The organism is Pseudoalteromonas sp. CO109Y (assembly GCF_004208935.1).
Classification (GTDB): Bacteria; Pseudomonadota; Gammaproteobacteria; order Enterobacterales; family Alteromonadaceae; genus Pseudoalteromonas; species Pseudoalteromonas shioyasakiensis.
Window position 1 is genome coordinate 1 of the sequence record NZ_SGPD01000021.1, and the last position, 20837, is coordinate 20837.

The 20837-nt window shown below is 41.7% G+C and carries 16 protein-coding genes; 6 read left to right on the forward strand and 10 right to left on the reverse strand.

What is annotated here, in order from left to right; translation table 11 throughout:
* Nucleotides 1–380: 380 nt before the first annotated feature.
* The 5 genes from EXT43_RS08210 to EXT43_RS08230 all read left to right on the forward strand — a co-directional run bounded on the left by EXT43_RS08210 (nucleotide 381) and on the right by EXT43_RS08230 (nucleotide 6868).
* On the forward strand, nucleotides 381–1328 hold the full coding sequence (locus tag EXT43_RS08210; RefSeq protein ID WP_130166752.1) for an HlyD family efflux transporter periplasmic adaptor subunit: 948 nt from the start codon (nucleotides 381–383) through the stop codon (nucleotides 1326–1328).
* The gene (locus EXT43_RS08215) at nucleotides 1325–2251 is read left to right on the forward strand and encodes an ABC transporter ATP-binding protein (protein ID WP_130166753.1); all 927 of its coding nucleotides are present in this window, start codon (nucleotides 1325–1327) and stop codon (nucleotides 2249–2251) included. Before EXT43_RS08210 ends, EXT43_RS08215 begins: the two co-directional genes overlap by 4 nt.
* Before the next feature lie 2 nt (nucleotides 2252–2253).
* Nucleotides 2254–3402 (forward strand): ABC transporter permease, encoded by a 1149-nt coding sequence (locus EXT43_RS08220; RefSeq protein ID WP_130166761.1) that lies wholly within the window; start codon nucleotides 2254–2256, stop codon nucleotides 3400–3402.
* Between the two features lie 68 nt (nucleotides 3403–3470).
* Nucleotides 3471–4634 (forward strand): extracellular solute-binding protein, encoded by a 1164-nt coding sequence (locus EXT43_RS08225; protein WP_130166754.1) that lies wholly within the window; start codon nucleotides 3471–3473, stop codon nucleotides 4632–4634.
* Nucleotides 4631–6868, forward strand: coding sequence for an ATP-binding protein (locus EXT43_RS08230; RefSeq protein WP_130166755.1), 2238 nt, complete (start codon nucleotides 4631–4633; stop codon nucleotides 6866–6868). The genes EXT43_RS08225 and EXT43_RS08230 overlap by 4 nt, the downstream gene beginning before the upstream one ends.
* 10 nt (nucleotides 6869–6878) lie before the next feature.
* Here the strand turns inward: EXT43_RS08230 and gloA are convergent, their stop codons facing one another.
* On the reverse strand, nucleotides 6879–7277 hold the full coding sequence (gene gloA / locus EXT43_RS08235) for a lactoylglutathione lyase (protein ID WP_055021479.1): 399 nt from the start codon (nucleotides 7275–7277) through the stop codon (nucleotides 6879–6881).
* Nucleotides 7278–7503: 226 nt separating this feature from the next.
* A complete protein-coding gene (locus tag EXT43_RS08240) occupies nucleotides 7504–9411 on the reverse strand; it encodes an aminotransferase class V-fold PLP-dependent enzyme (protein ID WP_130166756.1) in 1908 nt (635 codons plus the stop codon).
* A gap of 240 nt (nucleotides 9412–9651) precedes the next feature.
* Between EXT43_RS08240 and EXT43_RS08245 the strand changes: the two genes are divergently transcribed.
* On the forward strand, nucleotides 9652–11190 hold the full coding sequence (locus tag EXT43_RS08245) for a serine carboxypeptidase (protein ID WP_130166757.1): 1539 nt from the start codon (nucleotides 9652–9654) through the stop codon (nucleotides 11188–11190).
* 118 nt (nucleotides 11191–11308) lie between these two features.
* Here EXT43_RS08245 and nth read toward each other — a convergent pair whose 3' ends face one another.
* From nth to EXT43_RS08285, 8 genes are all read right to left on the reverse strand, one after another.
* Nucleotides 11309–11941: an endonuclease III gene (gene nth, locus EXT43_RS08250; protein WP_054553695.1), complete on the reverse strand. Its 633-nt coding sequence runs from the start codon at nucleotides 11939–11941 to the stop codon at nucleotides 11309–11311.
* Between the two features lie 38 nt (nucleotides 11942–11979).
* Nucleotides 11980–12678 (reverse strand): electron transport complex subunit E, encoded by a 699-nt coding sequence (locus EXT43_RS08255; protein ID WP_130166758.1) that lies wholly within the window; start codon nucleotides 12676–12678, stop codon nucleotides 11980–11982.
* A complete protein-coding gene (gene rsxG / locus EXT43_RS08260) occupies nucleotides 12678–13313 on the reverse strand; it encodes an electron transport complex subunit RsxG (RefSeq protein ID WP_054553693.1) in 636 nt (211 codons plus the stop codon). The genes EXT43_RS08255 and rsxG overlap by 1 nt, the downstream gene beginning before the upstream one ends.
* Entirely contained in the window at nucleotides 13313–14368 is a 1056-nt protein-coding gene (gene rsxD / locus EXT43_RS08265) for an electron transport complex subunit RsxD (RefSeq protein ID WP_130166759.1), read from the reverse strand. Before rsxD ends, rsxG begins: the two co-directional genes overlap by 1 nt.
* On the reverse strand, nucleotides 14365–17052 hold the full coding sequence (rsxC, locus tag EXT43_RS08270) for an electron transport complex subunit RsxC (RefSeq protein WP_130166760.1): 2688 nt from the start codon (nucleotides 17050–17052) through the stop codon (nucleotides 14365–14367). The genes rsxD and rsxC overlap by 4 nt, the downstream gene beginning before the upstream one ends.
* An 8-nt stretch (nucleotides 17053–17060) precedes the next feature.
* Nucleotides 17061–17615: an electron transport complex subunit RsxB gene (gene rsxB, locus EXT43_RS08275; RefSeq protein WP_054563643.1), complete on the reverse strand. Its 555-nt coding sequence runs from the start codon at nucleotides 17613–17615 to the stop codon at nucleotides 17061–17063.
* 1 nt (nucleotide 17616) lies between these two features.
* Nucleotides 17617–18198 (reverse strand): electron transport complex subunit RsxA, encoded by a 582-nt coding sequence (gene rsxA, locus EXT43_RS08280; protein WP_054553689.1) that lies wholly within the window; start codon nucleotides 18196–18198, stop codon nucleotides 17617–17619.
* 438 nt (nucleotides 18199–18636) lie between these two features.
* Complete coding sequence (locus tag EXT43_RS08285) at nucleotides 18637–20580, reverse strand: GGDEF domain-containing protein (protein WP_063530132.1); 1944 nt, start codon at nucleotides 20578–20580, stop codon at nucleotides 18637–18639.
* Between the last annotated feature and the right edge of the window lie 257 nt (nucleotides 20581–20837).

Here is a 20837-nt window from a genome sequence, read left to right on the forward strand (position 1 = left end):
CCCATCGTCTAGAGGCCTAGGACACCGCCCTTTCACGGCGGTAACAGGGGTTCGAATCCCCTTGGGGACGCCACTTATTCAAGTAGGTTATGTGTAGTAGGGCGGTGAACACCGCGCAATCTATGCACGACGTTATCAAGAGTACAAATCTCTTGGGGGCGCCACTTACTTTAAGTAAGTTGATGTGTTGGAAAGGCTATCTATATATCATTTCAAATAGAACTAAGATTTTTCAACTTAATATTCCTTATTCTCCATATATCTTTACGATATAGACTCCATATATTTCTAAAACTTTAATTCCTATAGATCACTTTTACAGATCATTTTAATACTTTATAGTATCTAGCAACTCATCAGCTAACCATAAGGAAATTAAAATGTTAGCTAAACGTGTTGTACTCATACTAATTTCTTTAGTCATTACTGCTTGTTCAGACTCAAATGAGGGAGTAGCGCTAGGAACGCTTGAGCGTGAGCGTGTGATCCATCCTGCAACGACTAACGAAATACTCATCGATTTACCCGTCTCAGCAGGCCAGTTGGTCGAAAAAGGGCAGGTGATTGCAAAGTTCGATGCCGAACTACAACAAGCGATTGTTGCTAAAGCACAAGCTCAATTAGCTCAAGCCACTGCATTTCTTGAAAAAACCTTGAATGGTGCTCGCCCCGAAGAAGTTGCTGCAGCATCAGCCAAAGTAGCAGCAGCCAATGCTGCATATACGCAAAGCGAAGCTAATTTTCGCCGTGCAAAAACCTTAGTTAAAGATAAACTCGCAAGCCAAGAAACCTTAGACAGTGCTACCGCTGCACGAGATGAGACTTTTGCTAATTTAGAATCAGCAAAGCAGAACTTAAATGAGTTAACAAATGGTTCTCGCGTTGAAGATATTAATAGTGCGAAAGCGCAAGTTCAGGCGGCAGAAGCAGAACTAAAAGTACAGCAAAAATACCTCTCAGATCTGACAATTAAAGCGATGCGTGCTGGCAGGGTCGATAATTTACCTTGGCACGTAGGTGAGCGAGTTACTAAAGGCAGCCCTGTCGTTATAATTCAAGCAAACAGCGCACCTTATGCGCGCGTATATATCCCTGAACCATATCGTGCCAAGCTAAATCAGGGGATGACACTTACGGTTCGCGTCGATGGCATAGATAAAAATATACAGGGTAAACTGACTTGGATTGCCTCAGAGCCTGCGTTCACGCCTTTTTATGCCCTTAATCAGGAAGAACGTGCGCGATTAATGTATCTTGCTGAGGTAACACTACCCACAAGTGAAAATAATTTACCGACAGGCGTACCTGCTCAAGTGATTATGCCATGACTGAATCGGTGATCCATGCCAAAGGTTTGGTAAAACAATTTGGCGATTTAAAAGCGATTGATAACCTTGATCTAGACGTTGAGCAAGGGCAAATTTATGGCTTTTTGGGCCCTAATGGCTGTGGTAAAACGACAGCAATCCGTATGCTTACGGGGCTATTGAAGCCGACCTCTGGTGATATCAATGTGCTTGGCTTGAGTTTGCCAAAAGATGCTGAAAAGCTCAGAACACAACTTGGTTATATGACGCAAAAGTTTTCACTTTATAGTGACTTGACCGTACTTGAAAACCTAAAGTTCATGGCGGCGCTTTACCCTTTTAAAAAGCTGCAAAAACAACAAAGAATTGACGAATTGCTCCATACCTATGGTCTTGATCAAAGAGTTGATCAAATGGCCGGAAGTATGAGTGGGGGCCAACGGCAGCGCTTAGCATTGGCTGCTGCAGTGATTAATAAACCGAAAATTTTATTTCTTGATGAGCCAACATCGGCAGTCGATCCACAAAATCGCCGTGATTTTTGGGAAACACTGTTTGATTTAAGTAATGCCGGTACCACGATATTAGTCACCACTCATTACATGGATGAAGCAGAGCGTTGTCATCGTTTAGCCATTTTAGAATCAGGTATTAAACGCGCGGATGGCTCTCCAAAGCAATTAATGACAGACATGCACGCTCATGTTGTAGAAATCGCAGGGGCGCAAACCAGAGAATTAAAAAAACAGCTCGCAACAATTGACCATGTTATTTCAGCCACTCAGTTAGGTGCACAGCTGCGAGTATTAGTGAAAAAAGATGTTCAAGACCCCGTTGAGTTTATAAAGCAGCAATCATTTTGTCAGGATATGTGGCAAGTAAATAGTGTGCGCCCAAGCCTTGAAGACGTGTTTGTCACCTGCACAGGGCAGGGCAGACAATGAGTATTGTTACTTCATTAAGCCGAATAAAAGCAATTGTAAGCAAAGAATTATTACAATTACGCCGCGATAGAATGACATTTGCGATGGTGGTGATGATCCCCCTTATCCAACTGATTCTATTTGGTTATGCTATTAACACCAACGTTAAAGATATCCCTGTTGCAGTGGTCGATCATAGTCAAACTGCGCTCAGTCGCATTTTAGTACAAACAGTATCGGCGACAAATGTGGTTAAAGTGACGGATTATTACGACAGTATTGAACAGGCACAAACAGCAATCGCCAGTGCGAAAGTGCGTGCTGTGCTGTTTATACCCCACGATGTGGCAAATCGACTTGCTCAGCACCCAACCGTTGGTTTTGGTTTGCCTGATGGCAGTAATGAGTCGTTAGTCAGGCCAATTGCGCATTGGTTAGTTGATGGCTCAGATACAATGGTAGCGTCGAGCATAAAATCGCTGCGCAATATGCCGCTTGCAGAGCTTCTCGATAAGCCTGCGAATAGAACATACCCAACCTTTGAAACGACCTTATTTTATAACCCAGAACAACGATCTGCGGTGAATATTGTGCCAGGTTTAGCTGCTGTTATTTTAACCATGACGATGATTATGTTTACCTCTGCTGCCATTGTTAAAGAGCAAGAGCGAGGTAATATGGAGCTCTTAATCACCTTACCGTTAAGCTCACTGGAATTAATGATTGGTAAAGTGGTGCCTTATATCTTTATTGGTTTTATTCAGTTATTTATTATATTAGGCATGGGTAAGCTCTTGTTTCATATTCCTTTTGGTGGCGGTTTAGTCGCGTTGGTTGTCGCAACCTTTGCTTTTATATGTGCCAGTTTAGTGCTTGGCTTAGTACTTTCAACCATCGCTAAAAACCAGCTTCAAGCAATGCAAATGACAATTTTCATTCTATTACCTTCTATTTTATTGTCAGGTTTTGTATTTCCCTATGAAGGTATGCCAAAGGCAGCGCAATGGCTTGCTGAGTGTTTACCCGCAACGCATTACCTAAGATTAATACGTGGAATCGTGCTAAAAGATGTTAATTTAATAAGTATGAGCAGTGACTTACTTTGGCTTTTAGCTTTTACTATTTTGGGCTTGGCTGTGGCTGCATTTAGATTTAAGAAAACCCTTGATTAGGCTGGGCAATTTAAGGCATATGTGCTTAACTAAAAAGTAATTTTAATTCAATTTGAGTAGAAATTAGCGTGTGGCGAGTATTTTGGCTGGCGGTGCTATTAGTTACGTTTGATGGCTATGCAGCAACGATAAACCTAGCCCATACCATGAAGCATGAACATTTTAACCAATTGCTTAGTGAGTTTGCAGAGCAAAACGGTTTAACGGTTAACTCTGTATTGGTTGACCAAAAGGCGCTAAAGGTAAGGTTGGTACAAAATACTAGTACCAGCACCTCAACAGACGTAATTATTGTACCCGCTGATCACTTAGGCCTTGATAAATATGCCAACTACAGCGTTATTCCACACTCACTCATAGCTGATACCACAGACAAGCGAACCTTAGAAACTGCAAAGCTCAACAATGAGCTCTTAGGTATACCCATCATTCAAGGGAATCACTTGTTACTTTTTTATAATAAGCAGTTTGTTAAAGAGCCAATAGAAAACTGGCAGGATATATACCAAATTCAACCTTCATTGCCTGAAAAAGTGAAACTCGTTACATGGAGTTTTATGGAAATGTATTGGTTTATCCCGTTCCTATCGGCTTTTAGTGGTGATCTACTTGTAGATAATCAAGTTCAGCTAAATACACCAGCAATGCAATCGGCTCTCAAATTTGTTTGGGGTTTAAATAAACGAAACCTGGTTGATAGGCAGTGCGATTACACTTGCTCAAATAATGCATTTAAAGCGCAGCAAGCCGCTTTCACTATTGATGGTGCATGGGCATTAAAAACGTATGAGCAGGCGCTTGGTGATAGTTTAGCTGTGCAGCAATTGCCGAAACTCAATGGTGAGTATATGCAGCCTTATTACTCAACCTTTGTGCTGGCGTTTCCAAATGATGGCTTAAATGGTGTTAATAAAGACAATTTGATCAAATTTGCTAAATTGGTTCAAGCAGAAAAATTCCAAACACTGGTTTGGCAAAAACTTCAAGATATCCCAGTTAACACTGAGGTTTTAAATAACCTTAAAGCACAACAAGGCACTGAGTTATCAACCTTAATTGATGCCATACAATTTACAAAACCTATGCCTTCAACCGCATCTATGATCATCGTATGGGAAGTATTAAATAAAGGGTTTATTCGCTATGGCAGTGGTGCCTTAACTGCTGAGCAAGCGGGGCTTTTTATGCAAGGGTTGGCAGAGCGTTCGATTGCCAATGAAGGGGCTGAATGAGTAGTCCACGCTTTAGTCGCGCCTTATTTATCAGTGTATTACTACTGGTCATTATTCCCCTGCTGATCCTTGCAGGTTTGATGATAGGGCGATTCTATTTAAGCTCAATTGACCAAGCAAATACGAGTTTACAATGGCAAGCTAGAAATAATGCGGCCAGCCTTGAACAACTCTTATTTAAGCTTGAGAAAAACAGCCAATTGCTTAGTAGCACTAAAGCGATTACAGAACTGCCCAATAAAGTGGTGTACTCACAGTTCGCGCTTGTACAACTGCAGGAGTTTGTTGCCCAGAATCCACAGATAAAAGCATCGATTGTAATTGATAATCAAGGTTTTATAGTTGAAGGTTACCCTATTACCTCTTTAAATTTGAACTATAAACTCACAAAAAGCATTCTCGACAGCGCCAAAACATCAACACAGCAAAACACAGTTCAAATTATCGATAACCCCCAAGTTAGTGAATTATTTGCGCCTGCAGAGGCAAAACAAAATGCCTTACTGGCAATTACATCTAAGTTGTTACATGAGCAAGATTCTCTTAGTGAGCCAATAATCAAAACGGGCGTGTTAGTGTCTTTTGTGCCTTTATCAGAGGCGTTAAAGTGGCTTGCAATACATAATGAACAACCGGTTTATCAAGCAGGTAAGCAGGTACAAATTACTGCACAAGATAACATTTTATATAGCGTGGGCGATGCTGGCGATAACGGCAAATTAATGGGGCAGGCCTCAATCAGTAATGTTTTTTATGCAGGTAAGCCAACCAGTTTACGATTCCAAATTAATGAAGCAAAAACCACCTACACCAGCGCTGTAAAGCAAACGGCTATATTGGCAGGGTTGTTAATTGTAGGACTCTCTATTATTTCATTTATTTCAGTGCGTTGGTTGACGGCACGGCTCCATAACCCACTAAATCGTATTACTGCTCTTAGCCGAGAATATGCATTAGGTAATTACAAACAAGATACCGACGATTTTCATTATCAAGAGTTTAAAGATATTGCTGATTCGCTCAGCAGCATGGCTGATACCATTGATATACAAATTACTTCATTGCAATTAGAAAAACTTCGCGCTGAGCGCTCTGAGCAAGTTAAAAGCCAGTTCTTAGCCAATATGAGCCATGAAATACGAACACCGATGAATGGTATTGTGGGCTTTTTACAGCTACTTAATAAAAGCACGTTAACACAAGAGCAAGCAGAGTTTGTAAGGCAAATAAATAACTGTAGTGATGTGCTATTGACCGTGATTAACGATATTCTCGATTTTTCAAAAATAGAGGCCAATAAGATAGAGCTCGAGTCACGACAATGTGATTTAGTCGCGCTTTGCCATGACCTAATCTTACTATTTAAACCGAGTTGTGATGCTAAAGGGGTTGGCTGCCGGCTTGAGGTCTCCTCATTACAATCGCTGAATGTAGAATGTGATGAAATACGCGTTAAACAAGTGCTGATTAACTTGCTTTCTAACGCCGTTAAGTTTACCAATCAAGGAGAGATCATTCTTTCGCTTACTCTGCAAAGCCGAGATGAACACCAAACAGCCGTTGTGATATCGGTAAACGATACAGGCATTGGTATCGCTGAAGATAAAATAACAGCTCTGTTTAACCCCTTTGTACAAGCGCAAAGTAACACCACTCGTGAATATGGAGGGACAGGTCTTGGGCTTGCCATCAGTAAGGGGATGATTGATTTGATGGGAGGCACTATTGCTATCGACAGTGAGCTTGGAAAAGGCACTGAGTTTACCATTAATGTTAATTTTAAATCACTAAACCCGCAGGACGCTTGCTCAAAAGTACACCAATCAAATGAAGACATTCAGTTCGATTTTAAATCAGTCGACAAGCCAATATTAATTGCCGAAGATAACGCAATTAATCAAATTGTTATCTCTAAGTATTTAACTCAATTAGGTCTAAATTATGAATTGGCAGAAAATGGACAAATTGCCTGTGAGAAAACCCTAACACAAGATTACGCACTGATTTTAATGGATATTCAAATGCCGGTGATGGATGGATTAACTGCCAGCGAAAACTTACTTGCAAGGCCAGATTTTGATACGCCGATTATTGCGGTTAGTGCTAATGCTATGAAAGACGATATCGAAACAAGCGCAAAAATTGGTATCAGTGACCATATCGCAAAGCCAATTAATTTTGCTGAACTTGAAAAAGCACTCGCAAAGTGGCTATCTCAGCAATCGCTGAAATAGCCAGTATGAATCAAAAAGTGGTGTTATCTTTTTTCTGGATTAACTCAATCGCATAACCATCAGGGTCTTTAACAAATGCAATTTCAGTTGTGCCGCCTTTTACAGGACCCGGCTCACGACTCACATTACCGCCAGCAGCTTTAATGTCTTCGCAGGCTTTATAAATATCATCAAACTCGATAGCAATATGACCATATGCATTACCCAAATCATAGCTGTCTGTATCCCAGTTATAAGTAAGCTCTAGCACGGTCGAATCTTTTTCGTCACCATAACCGACAAAAGCAAGGGTGTAGCGGTACTCTTCGTTGTCTGCACGGCGCAGCTCTTTCATACCTAATACCTGCGTATAAAATTCAATTGATTTATCTAAATCAGCAACGCGAAGCATTGTGTGTAATAAGCGCATTATTAGCATCCTCTTTTTTGTCTTTAAATTCGCACAATTTCAATAACGCAGCATGGTACAACGCTGCGCATTAAAATTATTAAAAATGGATTATAAATTATTTCGATTGCATGCACAGTAGCATTGAGACAAAGCGTAAAGTGTTTGATGTGAAAAGGGTAATGTTATGCAGCAATGAATAGAGGTTGCTGCATAACAATAAGGTTTTTGCGGTATAAGCGAAAGTTTAGCTTTTCACTTTACCTTTAAGTACATAAATTTCGCCATCAAAGCTCCCTTGAATTGTCAGGCCCTGACCCGCCAACTCTTTAAGATATTCGATATGCTCATTAGTGATATGTTGCCCCGGCACTAAAAGCGGAATACCAGGAGGATAAGGCGTGACTAATCCGGCACAAATTCTGTTGTTACTTTTGCTAATTGGCACAGATTCACGTTCGCCATAGAACGCATCACTAGGAATGCACGCTAATTCAATAGCAGGTAGGTTCTCTGGCAGGCGTGTGCGCCTCATTGAAGTTGCGAGTTTTACTTTACCACTATCGAGTTTTTTCAGTGCGTTGTAAAGGCGAATGATTTTTGAGCGCGTGCCACCAAGAGTCAATAAAACTAAAATGGTGCTGTGTGTATATTTTTCTATTTCAAGGCCAATTTCATCTAATAGGAATTTATGAATATCCTTTAATGAATACGGTAACTCACTAATATCGATAAGGATCTTCAATGGGTCGTGACCCATGTTATCGCCACTAAAGTGAGGGAATATATCCATGAAATCTTGCTTATCGAGCACTTTTATTTGTTTCAGTGAAGCCATTTGCTGCTTAAACTCTGCAACGTGATTCAGCAGGGCATTTAGTAATTTATAACCTTCCATTTCTAATTGCTTTTGGCATACATCCAGCGAAGCAATGAGTTGATATTTTGGAGAAGTACTGGCGTAAATACTGTAGATCTCACGGAAGAAATCGGCATCGAAATCAGGGTCGTTAACATGAATATAAGACGCCTGAGAGAACGCTGAAACCACTTTATGCGCCGAATGGGTAACATAATCTGCGCCAGCATTAATAGCCGAATAGTGTCGTAAGCTCGGATGGAAAAGCGAGTAAGCAAACCACGCTTCGTCGATAAACACTTTAATACCGTGCTGATGTGCAAATTCCACTACTTGTTTTAAATCGCTAAGTAGACCATCGTAAGTACAGCCAGTTAAAACCAGTAATTTAGCATCGCTATTTTGTTCAATCGCTTGCTTGATGTCAGCCAGTGAAGGGGGCGCGAAGATACCATATTTAGGATTTAAAATACTCGATAAGTAAATAGGTAAACTAGCCGATTGCAAAATGCCGTAATGTACTGATTTATGGCAGTTTCGGTCAATGATCACCTTATCGCCTTTACGCAGCAAAGTTTGCAAAATAATCTTATTTGAAGTGGAAGACCCATTGGTAACAAAGTAGGTATGTTTTACTTCAAATGTCGCCGCAGCTGATTCTTGAGAGCGACCTATGGTGTTGGTGCTGTCAGACAGTGAACCAAGCGAGTCGACAGAAACCGACAGGTCGCCAACAAATACGTTACGGCCATAAAACTGATAAAAGTCTTTAATATAGGGAGAATTTCTAAAGCTAGCTCCGCCGCTGTGACCAGGTGTGTGCCATGAATCGTTCGATTCACCCACATAACGACGGTAGGCGGTCCAAAATGGGGTTTCTGAACGGTCATCAAAGTCATTGATCATATAGCCCAAGATTGCTTCAGGGTCTGAAATGACCTCATCTTTAAAAAAGAAAGATTCAATTTCTTCTGACTCGTTAACTATTTCCAAGCCTTTCGTATCGTCACCAATAACATAAACAGGCAGCTCAAGGCGTATGCCTTTTAATTGCTCGATAAAACGGCTATAGGTGCGCTCGCCATTGTTCAGTACATCCCAACTAAGTACCACAGCTTGAATATCGCCATCTTCCTCTACATATTTCAACGCCTGCTTGAGCTCAATGCACTCAATAATGTCGATATCAACATCACTGCGCTCAAAATTGGGGATTGTTTTTGCTAGGTTTGTTGAAAGCTCTTTTAAGGTGGCAGGATCTTGCTCAATTAATAAGATACGAAGTAAAGGTAACATAGCTATTCTCATAAAAATATCACATTACTCAACAGCATAACGAAAGGATGGAAGCTTGTGAAATTAATACTTTGATATTTTTTATACCGAGAAAGATAAGCTTTTTACGTGTTAATCGCAGATAGTTGAAATTACATGTTCTTACTGTAAAAGTAATCACTTAAGTAAAAGGTTAATTGCACACTGAGTGATAAAGCCACTCAAGCCAGATACAGATAAGCCTGCTAGGGAGAATAAAACATGGCGTATGTTGCCAATTTCAAAACTGTAGTCATCTCTACATTGTTTGCGTTTTGTACAAGCGCGGTTAATGCAGATGAAGTCTCAAATTCAAACAACAGTAAGAAGCCGATACCAGAAGCCACTAAATTTGTGACCCAGCATAAAGGTACTTTTAATGACAAAAGGCTGAAATACAAAGCTGTAGCCGGTGAAACCTATTTATTAAACAAAAACGAAGAGCCAACTGCTGCTATCTTTTCGTTTGATTATATAGCTGCAAGCGATAACAAAAACAGACCAGTCACATTTATCTGGAATGGTGGCCCAGGCTCATCGTCTAATTGGTTACATATGGGTGCATATGGTCCTAAACGAGTTGTTGTACCAAGCGATGCTTCACATCCAGGAATGGCTCCTTACGAATTAAAAGATGCGCCTGAGACGATACTTGATGTGACTGATATGGTGTTTGTGGACCCTGTTGGCACAGGTTACTCGCGTGCCTTAGGTGACACTGACAGCAAAGCTTTTTGGGGCTTAAATCAAGATGCATCTTCTATCGCTGATTTTATTGCCCAGTGGCTAACAAAAGAAAATCGCTGGAATGCACCAATATTTTTATTGGGAGAGAGCTACGGGACAACTCGAGCGGCAGCGGTTTCTAAAGTGCTTATGGATAAACACCTGATCAATGTAAATGGCATTATTTTTGTGTCACAAGCTTTAGACTATCAAGGTTCAAGCCCTTATGTTGATGACAACATCATTTCTTACATCACTTACATACCCACACTTGCTGCAACTGCTTGGTATCATAAAAAAGTAGACACATCTGGAGATTTTGAAGCGTTTATTGATGCGAGCCGACAATTTGCAGTTGATGAATTACTACCAGCCTTATTTAAGGGGAATGCCCTTAGTAAAGCTGACCGAAAGCAAATTGTTGATGGCCTTCACCGTTATACAGGGCTAAGCAAACAATATATTGAGCAGGTTGATTTACGCATTAATGCCTTTAGATTCGCTAAAGAGTTATTGCGTGATGAGGGCGTCGCAGTAGGCTTTCTTGATGGACGTTATAAGCTTGATGAACGAGACGATTTAACAGCGGCTCCTAAGCAAGATGCGTCAAAAGTGATAGGGCCAGCATATAAAGCGGCACTGATGAAATACATGCGTACAGATTTAAACGTACAGTGGAAAAGAAAATACCTAAACCCTGGCGATCCTGAGTTATCAGATAACTGGCGCTGGCGCACTGCTCCTGATGGACAAGGCTGGGAGCCAAGATACGTCAATACAGCGCCAGATTTATCTTATGTGCTTCGCAGCAATCCGCAAATGAAAGTGATGGTCGCCTCTGGTTATTACGATATTGTCACGCCATTTTTTGATGCTGAATACACCTTAAACAGACACGGTATATACGCTGATAAAATTGACTATCACTATTATCACGGCGGTCACATGATGTATGTTCACGAACCAGCAAGAGTATCGTTGTTAAATGATACGCGAGAATTTATTAAAAAGCAGGTGAGCCAAAACCAGCGATAATGGCTAGACTAAATGTGCCACACTATATGTTTGGCACATTTAGCAAAATGAGCTTATGGAGTGATAGGGGAAGGTGAAGAGCATCACCTTTAGATTGTTTGCTTAGAGTAGACTTTAACTATTCCGTTTTTTCTTTAAACTCACACAAGTCTTCGATAATACAACTGCCGCATTTAGGTTTACGAGCAGTACACACATAGCGGCCATGCAGAATTAACCAATGATGTACATCGACCTTAAACTCTTTAGGTACCACTTTTTCTAATTTTTGTTCAACTGCCACCACATCTTTACCCATGGCAAACTTAGTGCGGTTAGAAACGCGGAAAATATGCGTGTCTACGGCAATTGTCGGCCAGCCAAAGGCACAGTTTAAAACTACATTCGCGGTCTTTCTGCCAACACCCGGTAATGCTTCGAGCGCTTCACGATTCTCTGGTACTTCTGAGTTATGTTTATTGACCAGAATCTCACACATTTTATAGACATTATTGGCTTTAGAATTAAACAAACCAATGGTCTTGATGTAATCGCGAAGGCCTTCAAGGCCTAAATCAAGAATCGCTTGAGGCGTGTTAGCAACAGGGAATAGCTTACGGGTTGCTTTATTAACACCCACATCTGTAGCTTGTGCTGATAAGGTAACCGCAACTAATAATTCAAACGGGCTTGAGTATTCAAGCTCTGTTTCTGGGTGCGGGTTTTGCTCACGTAAACGAGATAAGATCTCATAGCGCTTTTCTTTATTCATGGTGGCGTAAAGCAGGCAGTGACGGTGCGTGCTCTCCTTTAAGTTAAACTTGTCACTCGGGCTCTAGGGGCTTTTTCTGCTTCTGGAGTAACAACTTGCTTAGATTTTATTTGTGTATCAATGACATTTTTTGCAGCAATCAATAAACCAAGCCCTAAAAAGGCACCCGGTGGTAAAATTGCCAATAAAAATTGGTTATCAAAACTAAATACTTCAATTCGAAGTGCAGCAGCCCATGGCCCTAATAATAAATCGGCGCCATCAAATAGCGTACCTTGACCAATAAGCTCTCGCATTGCCCCTAGCACCACTAAAACTAACATAAAGCCAAGTCCCATCATCAGGCCGTCAAAGGCTGAAAGTGGCACGGTATTTTTAGAAGCGAATGCTTCTGCGCGACCGATAATGGCACAGTTGGTAACAATCAGTGGAATAAAAATCCCCAGTGATTGATAAAGGCCAAATGTATAGGCATTCATCATTAGCTGCACGATGGTTACAAAGCCTGCGATGATCATCACAAAAACAGGAATACGAATATCTTTAGGTACCCAGTTACGCACAATCGATACGGTGACGTTAGAACCAACCAGAACCAATAAAGTTGCTAAACCTAGGCCTAATGCATTGGTAATCGTAGAGGTAACGGCAAGTAGCGGGCACAAGCCTAATAACTGCACAAGGGCAGGGTTATTGGCCCACATGCCATCTTTAAATAAAGTTTTAACTTGGCTCATTACTTGGCTCCTTGACAGGTGTTTGGCGCAGCAAACAAGTTATCAAATTCAGCTTGGGCAAACAGCACAGCTTGTTTTACTGAGCCGACAACGGCACGCGGTGTAATGGTTGCGCCAGTAAACTGATCAAATTGGCCACCATCTTTTTTAACAGCCCAGCGGCTATCATCTTCACCCAGTACATTTTGGCCTTTGAAAAGGGTGATCCAGTCTGATTTTTTGACCTCAACTTTATCGCCAAGGCCCGGTGTTTCTTCGTGCTTAGTGACACGAACACCCGCTATTTCACCATTCGCAAAAACCGCCGTTAATAAGTTGATATCGCCACTATAACCACTTGGTGTTACATGGCGCATCACTAAAGCGTAAGGCTTATTGTCTTTGTAAGCACGATAAATAACTTGCTCTGGGCGTGGACCTAAGCGCTCATCGGTGATCACGACACAATCTTTGTATAGTTGATTGTCATAATGATGGGCATCAAGTACTTGTTGAAGTTGCTCTGCAAGTTGTTGCTTTTCTTGCTCTTCAATACGCTCAGCAGTCAGGCTATGAGTCAGGGCCACAGTGCCTGTGGTAATGAGCGCAAATGCTGTAAGAATAGCGCCGTTTTTAGTCATTGAGGAAAGGATCATTATTTCACCCCATGGCCGTAAGTACGTGGTTGCGTGTAGTAATCAATTAAAGGCACCGCCATATTTAACAGCAATACACTAAATGCCACAGCATCAGGGTAACCACCAAAAGTACGAATTAAGTAAACAAGTAGACCAATTAACGCACCGTAAATTAAACGGCCTCTATTCGTTGTTGATGCAGAAACTGGATCGGTAGCAATAAAAAATGCCCCTAACATGGTTGCACCACTGAATAAATGAAATACCACGCCTGGCTCTGTGCCAGGAGCTGCAATATAACCAATACCACTGCACACGGCCAATGAGGCTAAAAAGCTAACAGGGATATGCCAATTAATGATTTTAGCTTTTAATAAATAAAGCCCCCCGATTAAAAAGCCGAGGTTAACCCAGCCCCAACCAAGGCCAAACCAGTCATTAAAAAGAGGCTTACTCATGCTCTCAGCCACCGTTAGGTGATGGGCGACATCTGTTTTAACGGTATCAAGCGGCGTTGCCATGGTTGTGCCATCAATCGCTACACGTAATTGATCAACACTAAAACCAGCGCTGGTAAAGCCATTGAAAATAACAGACAGCTGCTGTGAGAAGCTGATTGGAGATGCAAGTAAATCACTAACAGGTAACCAGCTTGTCATTTGCACCGGAAACGATACAAGTAGTAATACATAAGCTGCCATAGCAGGGTTAAATAAATTAAAGCCAAGGCCACCATAAAGCTGCTTTACAATAACAATTGCAAACATACAGCCAATTACGATAATCCACCAAGGCGCTAAAGGGGGAATACTCAACGCCAGTAATACGCCTGTTAACCACGCACTACCATCACTGAGTGTTGGCCAAACTTTGCGTTTACGAAGCATCAATACAGCGGCTTCACAGGCGCTAACTGTAATTAGCGCGAGAACAAGCTGAATTAAAACAGCGCTACCAAAAAAGAAAACTTGCGCGATTAAGCCTGGAATACACGCAGCAATCACTGTCATCATTAATCGGCTTAATGATTTATGGCTATGATTATGCGGCGAACTCGCCATGGTTAGTTTCATGACTTATCGTTTCCTTCTTGTTGTAACTTTTTCGCTTTAGCTCTTGCAATGGCACGAGCGACCGCTGCTTTTTTCTTATCTTCGCTAGACTCAGGTTCATCAACCTGCGGTTTTGAATCATCCGTATCGCTTGAATCATCAAGTTGTTCTGATGATTCGTCACTCTGCGCTTGCTCTTTAGCGGCCTTTTTCGCTTTGGCGCGAGCTATGGCAGCTGCAACAGCGGCTTTTTTCTTATCTTCGCTAGATTCAGGAGCATCAGACTGCGGCTTGGCATCAGCCTCATCATTTGAATCATTTATTTGCTCTGAAGAATCGTCACTCTGTGCTTGCTCTTTAGCGGCTTTTTTCGCTTTGGCGCGAGCGATAGCGGCAGCAACGGCAGTTTTTTTCTTATCTTCGTTAGATTCAGGAGCGTCAGCTTGTGGCTGGGCATCTGCCTCAGCACTTGAATCATTAGTTTGCTGTGAAGAGTCGTCACTCTGCGCTTGCTCTTTAGCTGCTTTTTTGGATTTAGCACGGGCGATAGCAGCTGCAACAGCAGCTTTTTTGTCATCAACTGGCGCGCTATCTTCTTCAGCTTCAGTTTGATTCTCAGCAGCTTGTGCTGCTTTTTTCGCTTTAGCACGAGCGATTGCAGCAGCAACAGCAGCTTTTTTGTCATCAACAGGCGCGCTATCTTCTTCAGCTTCAGTTTGATTCTCAGCAGCTTGCGCTACTTTTTTTGCTTTAGCACGAGCGATTGCAGCAGCAACAGCAGCTTTTTTGTCATCAACTGGTGCGCTATCTTCTTCAGCTTCAGTTTGATTTTCAACAGCTTGCGCTGCTTTTTTCGCTTTAGCACGAGCGATAGCAGCTGCAACAGCAGCTTTTTTGTCATCTTTTGGCGCAGCGTCAGTTTCAGCAGAAGCGTTTTCTTCTGTAGCTTGTGCGGCTTTTTTCGCTTTAGCGCGGGCAATAGCGGCAGCAACAGCAGACTTTTTATCGTCTTTATCGACGCCTTCTTCACCTTGCTCTAGTGCTTTTTGCTCTTTGTATTTACGTGCTTGTTCTTTACGTGCTGCACGCTCTTTAGCCACTTCAGAGTTATCAGGCTCAATCTCTGCACCTTGCTTTTTCGCTTTCGCACGGGCAATAGCTGCAGCGACAGCTGACTTACTGTCTTTATCATCAGATTTAGATTTAACACGCGCGAGTGCATCGGCCACTTTTTGTTTTTCGCCATCTGACTTAGCAGCCGGCTTACGTTTATGGCGATTTTGACGCTCTTCTTGTTCGCGCTCTAAGCGCTCTTTACGTGCTTCAAAACGCTCTTTTGCTCGCTCTGCTTTGATTTGCTCTGCTTGCTGCTCTTTGATTTCAGCTTTAGCAACACGATAGTACTGCACCAAGGGTATTTCGCTTGGGCAAACATAAGCACAGGCGCCACATTCAATACAATCGAATAAATTGTGCTCGTTGAGTTTGTCGTATTCTTTAGACTTAGCAAACCATTGTAATTGCTGAGGTAACAATGAAGCAGGGCAGGCGTCAGCACAGGCACTACAACGAATACAGGCTTTTTCATCACCCGGCTCAGCAAGCTCTTGGTGATCTGGCGCTAAAATACAGTTCGTCGTTTTAACCACACCAATACGCACGGTTGGTAAGGTAAAGCCCATCATTGGACCGCCCATAACCACACGTTGCTGTGGAACCGGAGAAAAGCCTTGGCAGTCTAATAAATGTTTAATTTCAGTGCCTAGTAAAGCCCACACATTACCTTGTTTATGGATGGTGTTACCGGTTACCGTTACTACACGCTCTATAAGAGGCTTACCTTCATGTACGGCTTGATTTACCGCAAATAAAGTACCGACATTTTGCACCAACATACCAATATCGGCAGGAATACTGCCACTAGGGACCTCTTTGCCCGTTAGCAATTTAATTAGCTGTTTTTCACCGCCAGAAGGGTAAACCGTTGGTACTGTTTGCACTATGATACTGTCGTTATGTTGTGCTGCGAGTTTCATGGCAGCAATGGCATCGGGCTTATTATCTTCAATACCAATAATTGTCAGCTGTGGACTTAACAGCTGCTGCATTAATTCAATACCGGCAATTATGCCATCGGCATGTTCGCGCATTAGCATGTCATCAGCAGTGATATAAGGCTCACACTCAACAGCATTAACAATTAAAAACTCAATGGCTTTTCGGGTATCTGCTTTTACATAAGTTGGGAAGCCAGCACCGCCCATACCTGCAATACCACTTTGATGAATAATATCTACAAGCTCATCATGGGAAAGTGCTTTAGCATCAGGCACAGGGTGAAGCTCGCACCAGTTATCTTCACCATCAGGTTCAATAATTACGCTAAGTTCAGGCAACGCCGACGGGTGAGCAGAGGGCATTGGGCAAATATCGCTGATCAACCCTGATGTTGGCGCGTGCACAGGCACTGACCAATTGCCGCTGGGTTTAGTTAATGCTTGGCCTTTTAGAACCTGCTGGCCTTTTTCAACAATAAGTTTACCGTTAGCACCAATATGTTGTTTTAGTGATACAACGAGCTTGTCTGGTAGTGGTAGTCTTGCAATGGCTTGTGTTGTTGATTGCAGCTTTTGACCAGGTGGGTGAACGCCTCCAGGTATAGACCACACTTTGCCTTGTTTAATTTGATCTATTAACTTTTCCATCTGTGCTCCTAATCTACCTGAGTCACAGGGATTGCGTTTAATTGCCATTTCCAGGTTTGTTTGGTTTCTTTGACAGGCAGCATATCAATACAGTCTACAGGGCATGGTTCAACACATAAGTCACAACCGGTACATTCATCAATTAATACAGTGTGCATTTGGCGAGTTGCGCCAACGATGGCATCAACAGGGCAGGCTTGAATACATTTGGTACAGCCAATACATTCATCTTCACGAATATAGGCAACGGTTTTAACTGGATCTGCTTGCTCACCGCCAGCCAGCGGTTTTGCTTCAACACCCATTAAATCAGCGAGTTTTTTTACCGTGGCTTCGCCGCCTGGTGGGCACTTATTGATTTCGTCACCATTGGCAATTGCTTCTGCATAGGGACGACAGCCAGGGTAGCCACATTGGCCACACTGTGTTTGCGGTAAAATGGTATCAATTTGGTCAACAATAGGGTTGCTCTCAACGCGAAAACGAACGGCGGCAAAACCTAAAATTAAACCAAATATTAGCGCTAATGAACCTAACGCTATCAAAGCATAAAACAAGGTCATATTAAAACTTCACTAATCCTGTAAAACCCATAAAGGCCATCGACATAAGGCCTGCGGTGATCATCGCAATTGAAGCACCTTTAAAAGGAGCAGGGACATCAGCCGCAGCTAAACGCTCACGTAATGCGGCAAACAGTATTAACACCATAGAGAAGCCCACTGCGGCACCAAAGCCGTACACAGCCGATTGTAAGAATGAGTGGTCTTCTTTGATATTAAGTAGAGCAACACCTAAAACAGCACAGTTAGTGGTGATAAGCGGTAAGAAAATCCCTAATAAGCGATAAAGTGTCGGGCTGGTTTTTCTCACCACCATTTCGGTAAATTGCACGACAACAGCGATAACCAAAATAAAACTCATGGTACGCAAAAATTCGATATCCAGCGGGATCAAAATATAATGATTCACCAGATAACTGGTCACGGAGGCAAGTGTAAGTACAAAGGTTGTGGCTAAAGACATACCAATCGCGGTATCTAACTTACCCGATACACCCATAAACGGGCATAAACCTAAGAATTGAACTAAAACGAAGTTGTTGACTAGCACAGTGCCAATCAATAACAAGACATACTCTGTCATGCGTGCCTCACGAGAATAAAAACGGCTCTATTATCCTTTTTTATGGGGGCCGACACAACACATGAGGGACGAATAGCTAAAATTAACAAAGCTGTTTACGATTAAAGTGTTAAAGCAAAGTTAATATACCCAAACCACCTCAAGATGCGAGTTTCAGTTGGAATTAAAAGCGATTTAGGCAAGGCATTGATTGCAAACAATAGTGGTTCTATTGTTAAAATCAATAACGCAGTATAAATCGCTTTTAAACCAACCCTTTGGGCGTTTCACAGGCACTTACTCTCATCGTTGTTACTTCTTAAAAGGGACTACCATTGTTGCAAAGTAACGCCTTGATATTAAGCACCTGTGAAACGCTGAATTCTGCATCTTGAGGTGGCTTGGGTATAGCTGGAATAGGCCCAAAAATAGTAAGGTTTTTTGGGCCTTAAAGAGAGGTTAGATATCTTTTGGCTTTTCGATGTAATAGCCTTGCACACCATCTAAGCACAGCGTTTCGATGATATGTTTTTCTTCTTGGCTTTCTACGCCTTCAGCAAATACACTCACACCAATACGGTGAGCTAGATCCACCATTAAACGCATAAAGTATTGATTGTTTTTATCTTCTTCGAGGCCGCGAGTATAGCTTGCATCCATTTTGATAAAGTCAGGTTTTAAGTCTCTAAAGAATTTAAATGAGGTTAACCCCACACCAAAGCGTTCTACAGTAATGCGTGCGCCCACGCGATGTACCATATCGATAAAGCGTTTACTTGCTTTAATGTTTTGTTGTAATCCAAACTCACTGACTTCAAAAATAAGTTTTGATGCGATGTTACTGTCTTTAAGTAAGCGGCGTTCTAACCATATCACAAACTGATCATTGTGAGCGCTTGATGCCGTAACATTAATACCAAAGAATTTTTCAGAGAAATTACGCGTTTTAACTTTTTCTAAAGTGGTATCGATAATTAAACGGTCAATTTCCATTGCCATTTCTAGTTTCTCTGCCATAGCAAGAAAAGAGGCTGTTGGCAGCATTTGATTTTCTGCGGTTTTAAAACGAACTTGGATCTCAGCATAGGCTTTAACACTTTTACCTATTGGCATAATGTTCTGCATAACCAAGTGAACACGTTTCGACTCAATCACTTCGCTAATAACTTTACGCCAGTTTTGGTTACCAAAACCTGCGCTGGCGTTATTAACTAAGTCTGTTTCGCGCTGCACATGCCATGCATTTGCTTGTTTTGATTGCGCCATGCTCATTGCATTATCAACAATCGATAATAACTCACCAAGCGGCTTACCTTTTTCGTAGCCAACAATACCCGTGTTAGCAACTGAACTTAATTCTTGGTTTTGCTGATACTGAGTAAAACGCGATTGTAAGTTATCGCCAAAGCGTTCAGCTTCTTTAAGAGGGGTATTAGGCAATACCACTGCAAAGTCAGAGCTGTTTAAACGAAAAACCTGACTGCCTGTATAGGTGCCGCTAATATGTTTGATAATATCGGCCACACCTTTTACGTATTCATCACCTTTTTGGTAACCACGGGTTTGGTTGATGGTTTGCAATTCGCTACAACGAACCATAGCAAGCGAACCAAAGGTGCTCTTTTCTGCGTTCTCAATATTCTTTTCGTAGTACTCAACAAACATATTTCGATTGCCAAGGTTTGTAACTACATCTTTATACGCTTCTTTTTTAATATTTAGCGCATTATTTTGAATGTCATCATGCTTGGTCTGTAAGAAATGCGATAGGCGATTGAACGATGGAATTAAATCTTTGCTTAGCTTCTTTAAGCGGGTGGTATCCATCGCTTGCTCGAGGTCACCATTAACCTGATTTTGGTTGATATAAATATCAACGATATCTGAAATAGTCGTACTAATTTTACGATTTAGGCGGCGGAACATACTCTTCATATAAATAATAGGAAGTAGGGCAATAAGGCCTGAAATCAAAACGACAATAAATAAAGACTGTTGTAATAGGCTAGCCAGGTTGTGTGCATTAATCGTAAACTCTACTTTAATGTCAGATGTTTGATTAACGGCGAACTGAGGGCGAATGGAATTAAAACTGTTATTAACTATTTCAGCAAACAAGGGTAGGGATTGGCTAGATTCTACCATGCTAACCACTTGACCTGATTGATCACGGATCACAAGTTTAGAAAAAGTACTGCCATCGGCAAATGCTTTTTGTATTTTCTCTGGTGCAAGTTGCTCAATGGTTTGTGTATTTATATATGCGTTTACTACACGCTGTGCTTTTTGCTGTGCATCACTGACTGCGCTATCAAAGCTAAGCGCAATAAAGTAACCACCTAATAATGCAAACAGCAACCAAGATATAAGTTGTATAAAAATAAGTTTTTTAAAGCCAGCCATGTTCTTATCTTTTAAAAGCCTAAAGGAAGGAATCAATTCCTTGATTGATTGCTTTAAGTATAGTCGTTGTATTCTAAAGCATAATATAGAATAAACTTAAATTAGGTTAGATTATAAGTGCTTTAAAGTCTAATACAATCGACGAATAGTAGTAGATAAAATTTTAATAGATTCGTGGAGTTGGCTCCCCCTCCCCGACTCGAACGGGGGACCTGCGGATTAACAGTCCGTCGCTCTAACCAACTGAGCTAAGGGGG

Coding starts and splice junctions, on each gene's coding strand:
- EXT43_RS08210 (WP_130166752.1), top strand. CDS start 381: ATGTTAGCTAAACGTGTTGTACTCATACTAATTTCTTTAGTCATTACT.
- EXT43_RS08215 (WP_130166753.1), top strand. CDS start 1,325: ATGACTGAATCGGTGATCCATGCCAAAGGTTTGGTAAAACAATTTGGC.
- EXT43_RS08230 (WP_130166755.1), top strand. CDS start 4,631: ATGAGTAGTCCACGCTTTAGTCGCGCCTTATTTATCAGTGTATTACTA.
- gloA (WP_055021479.1), bottom strand. CDS start 7,277: ATGCGCTTATTACACACAATGCTTCGCGTTGCTGATTTAGATAAATCA.
- EXT43_RS08240 (WP_130166756.1), bottom strand. CDS start 9,411: ATGTTACCTTTACTTCGTATCTTATTAATTGAGCAAGATCCTGCCACC.
- EXT43_RS08245 (WP_130166757.1), top strand. CDS start 9,652: ATGGCGTATGTTGCCAATTTCAAAACTGTAGTCATCTCTACATTGTTT.
- nth (WP_054553695.1), bottom strand. CDS start 11,941: ATGAATAAAGAAAAGCGCTATGAGATCTTATCTCGTTTACGTGAGCAA.
- EXT43_RS08255 (WP_130166758.1), bottom strand. CDS start 12,678: ATGAGCCAAGTTAAAACTTTATTTAAAGATGGCATGTGGGCCAATAAC.
- rsxG (WP_054553693.1), bottom strand. CDS start 13,313: ATGATCCTTTCCTCAATGACTAAAAACGGCGCTATTCTTACAGCATTT.
- rsxD (WP_130166759.1), bottom strand. CDS start 14,368: ATGAAACTAACCATGGCGAGTTCGCCGCATAATCATAGCCATAAATCA.
- rsxC (WP_130166760.1), bottom strand. CDS start 17,052: ATGGAAAAGTTAATAGATCAAATTAAACAAGGCAAAGTGTGGTCTATA.
- rsxB (WP_054563643.1), bottom strand. CDS start 17,615: ATGACCTTGTTTTATGCTTTGATAGCGTTAGGTTCATTAGCGCTAATA.
- rsxA (WP_054553689.1), bottom strand. CDS start 18,198: ATGACAGAGTATGTCTTGTTATTGATTGGCACTGTGCTAGTCAACAAC.
- EXT43_RS08285 (WP_063530132.1), bottom strand. CDS start 20,580: ATGGCTGGCTTTAAAAAACTTATTTTTATACAACTTATATCTTGGTTG.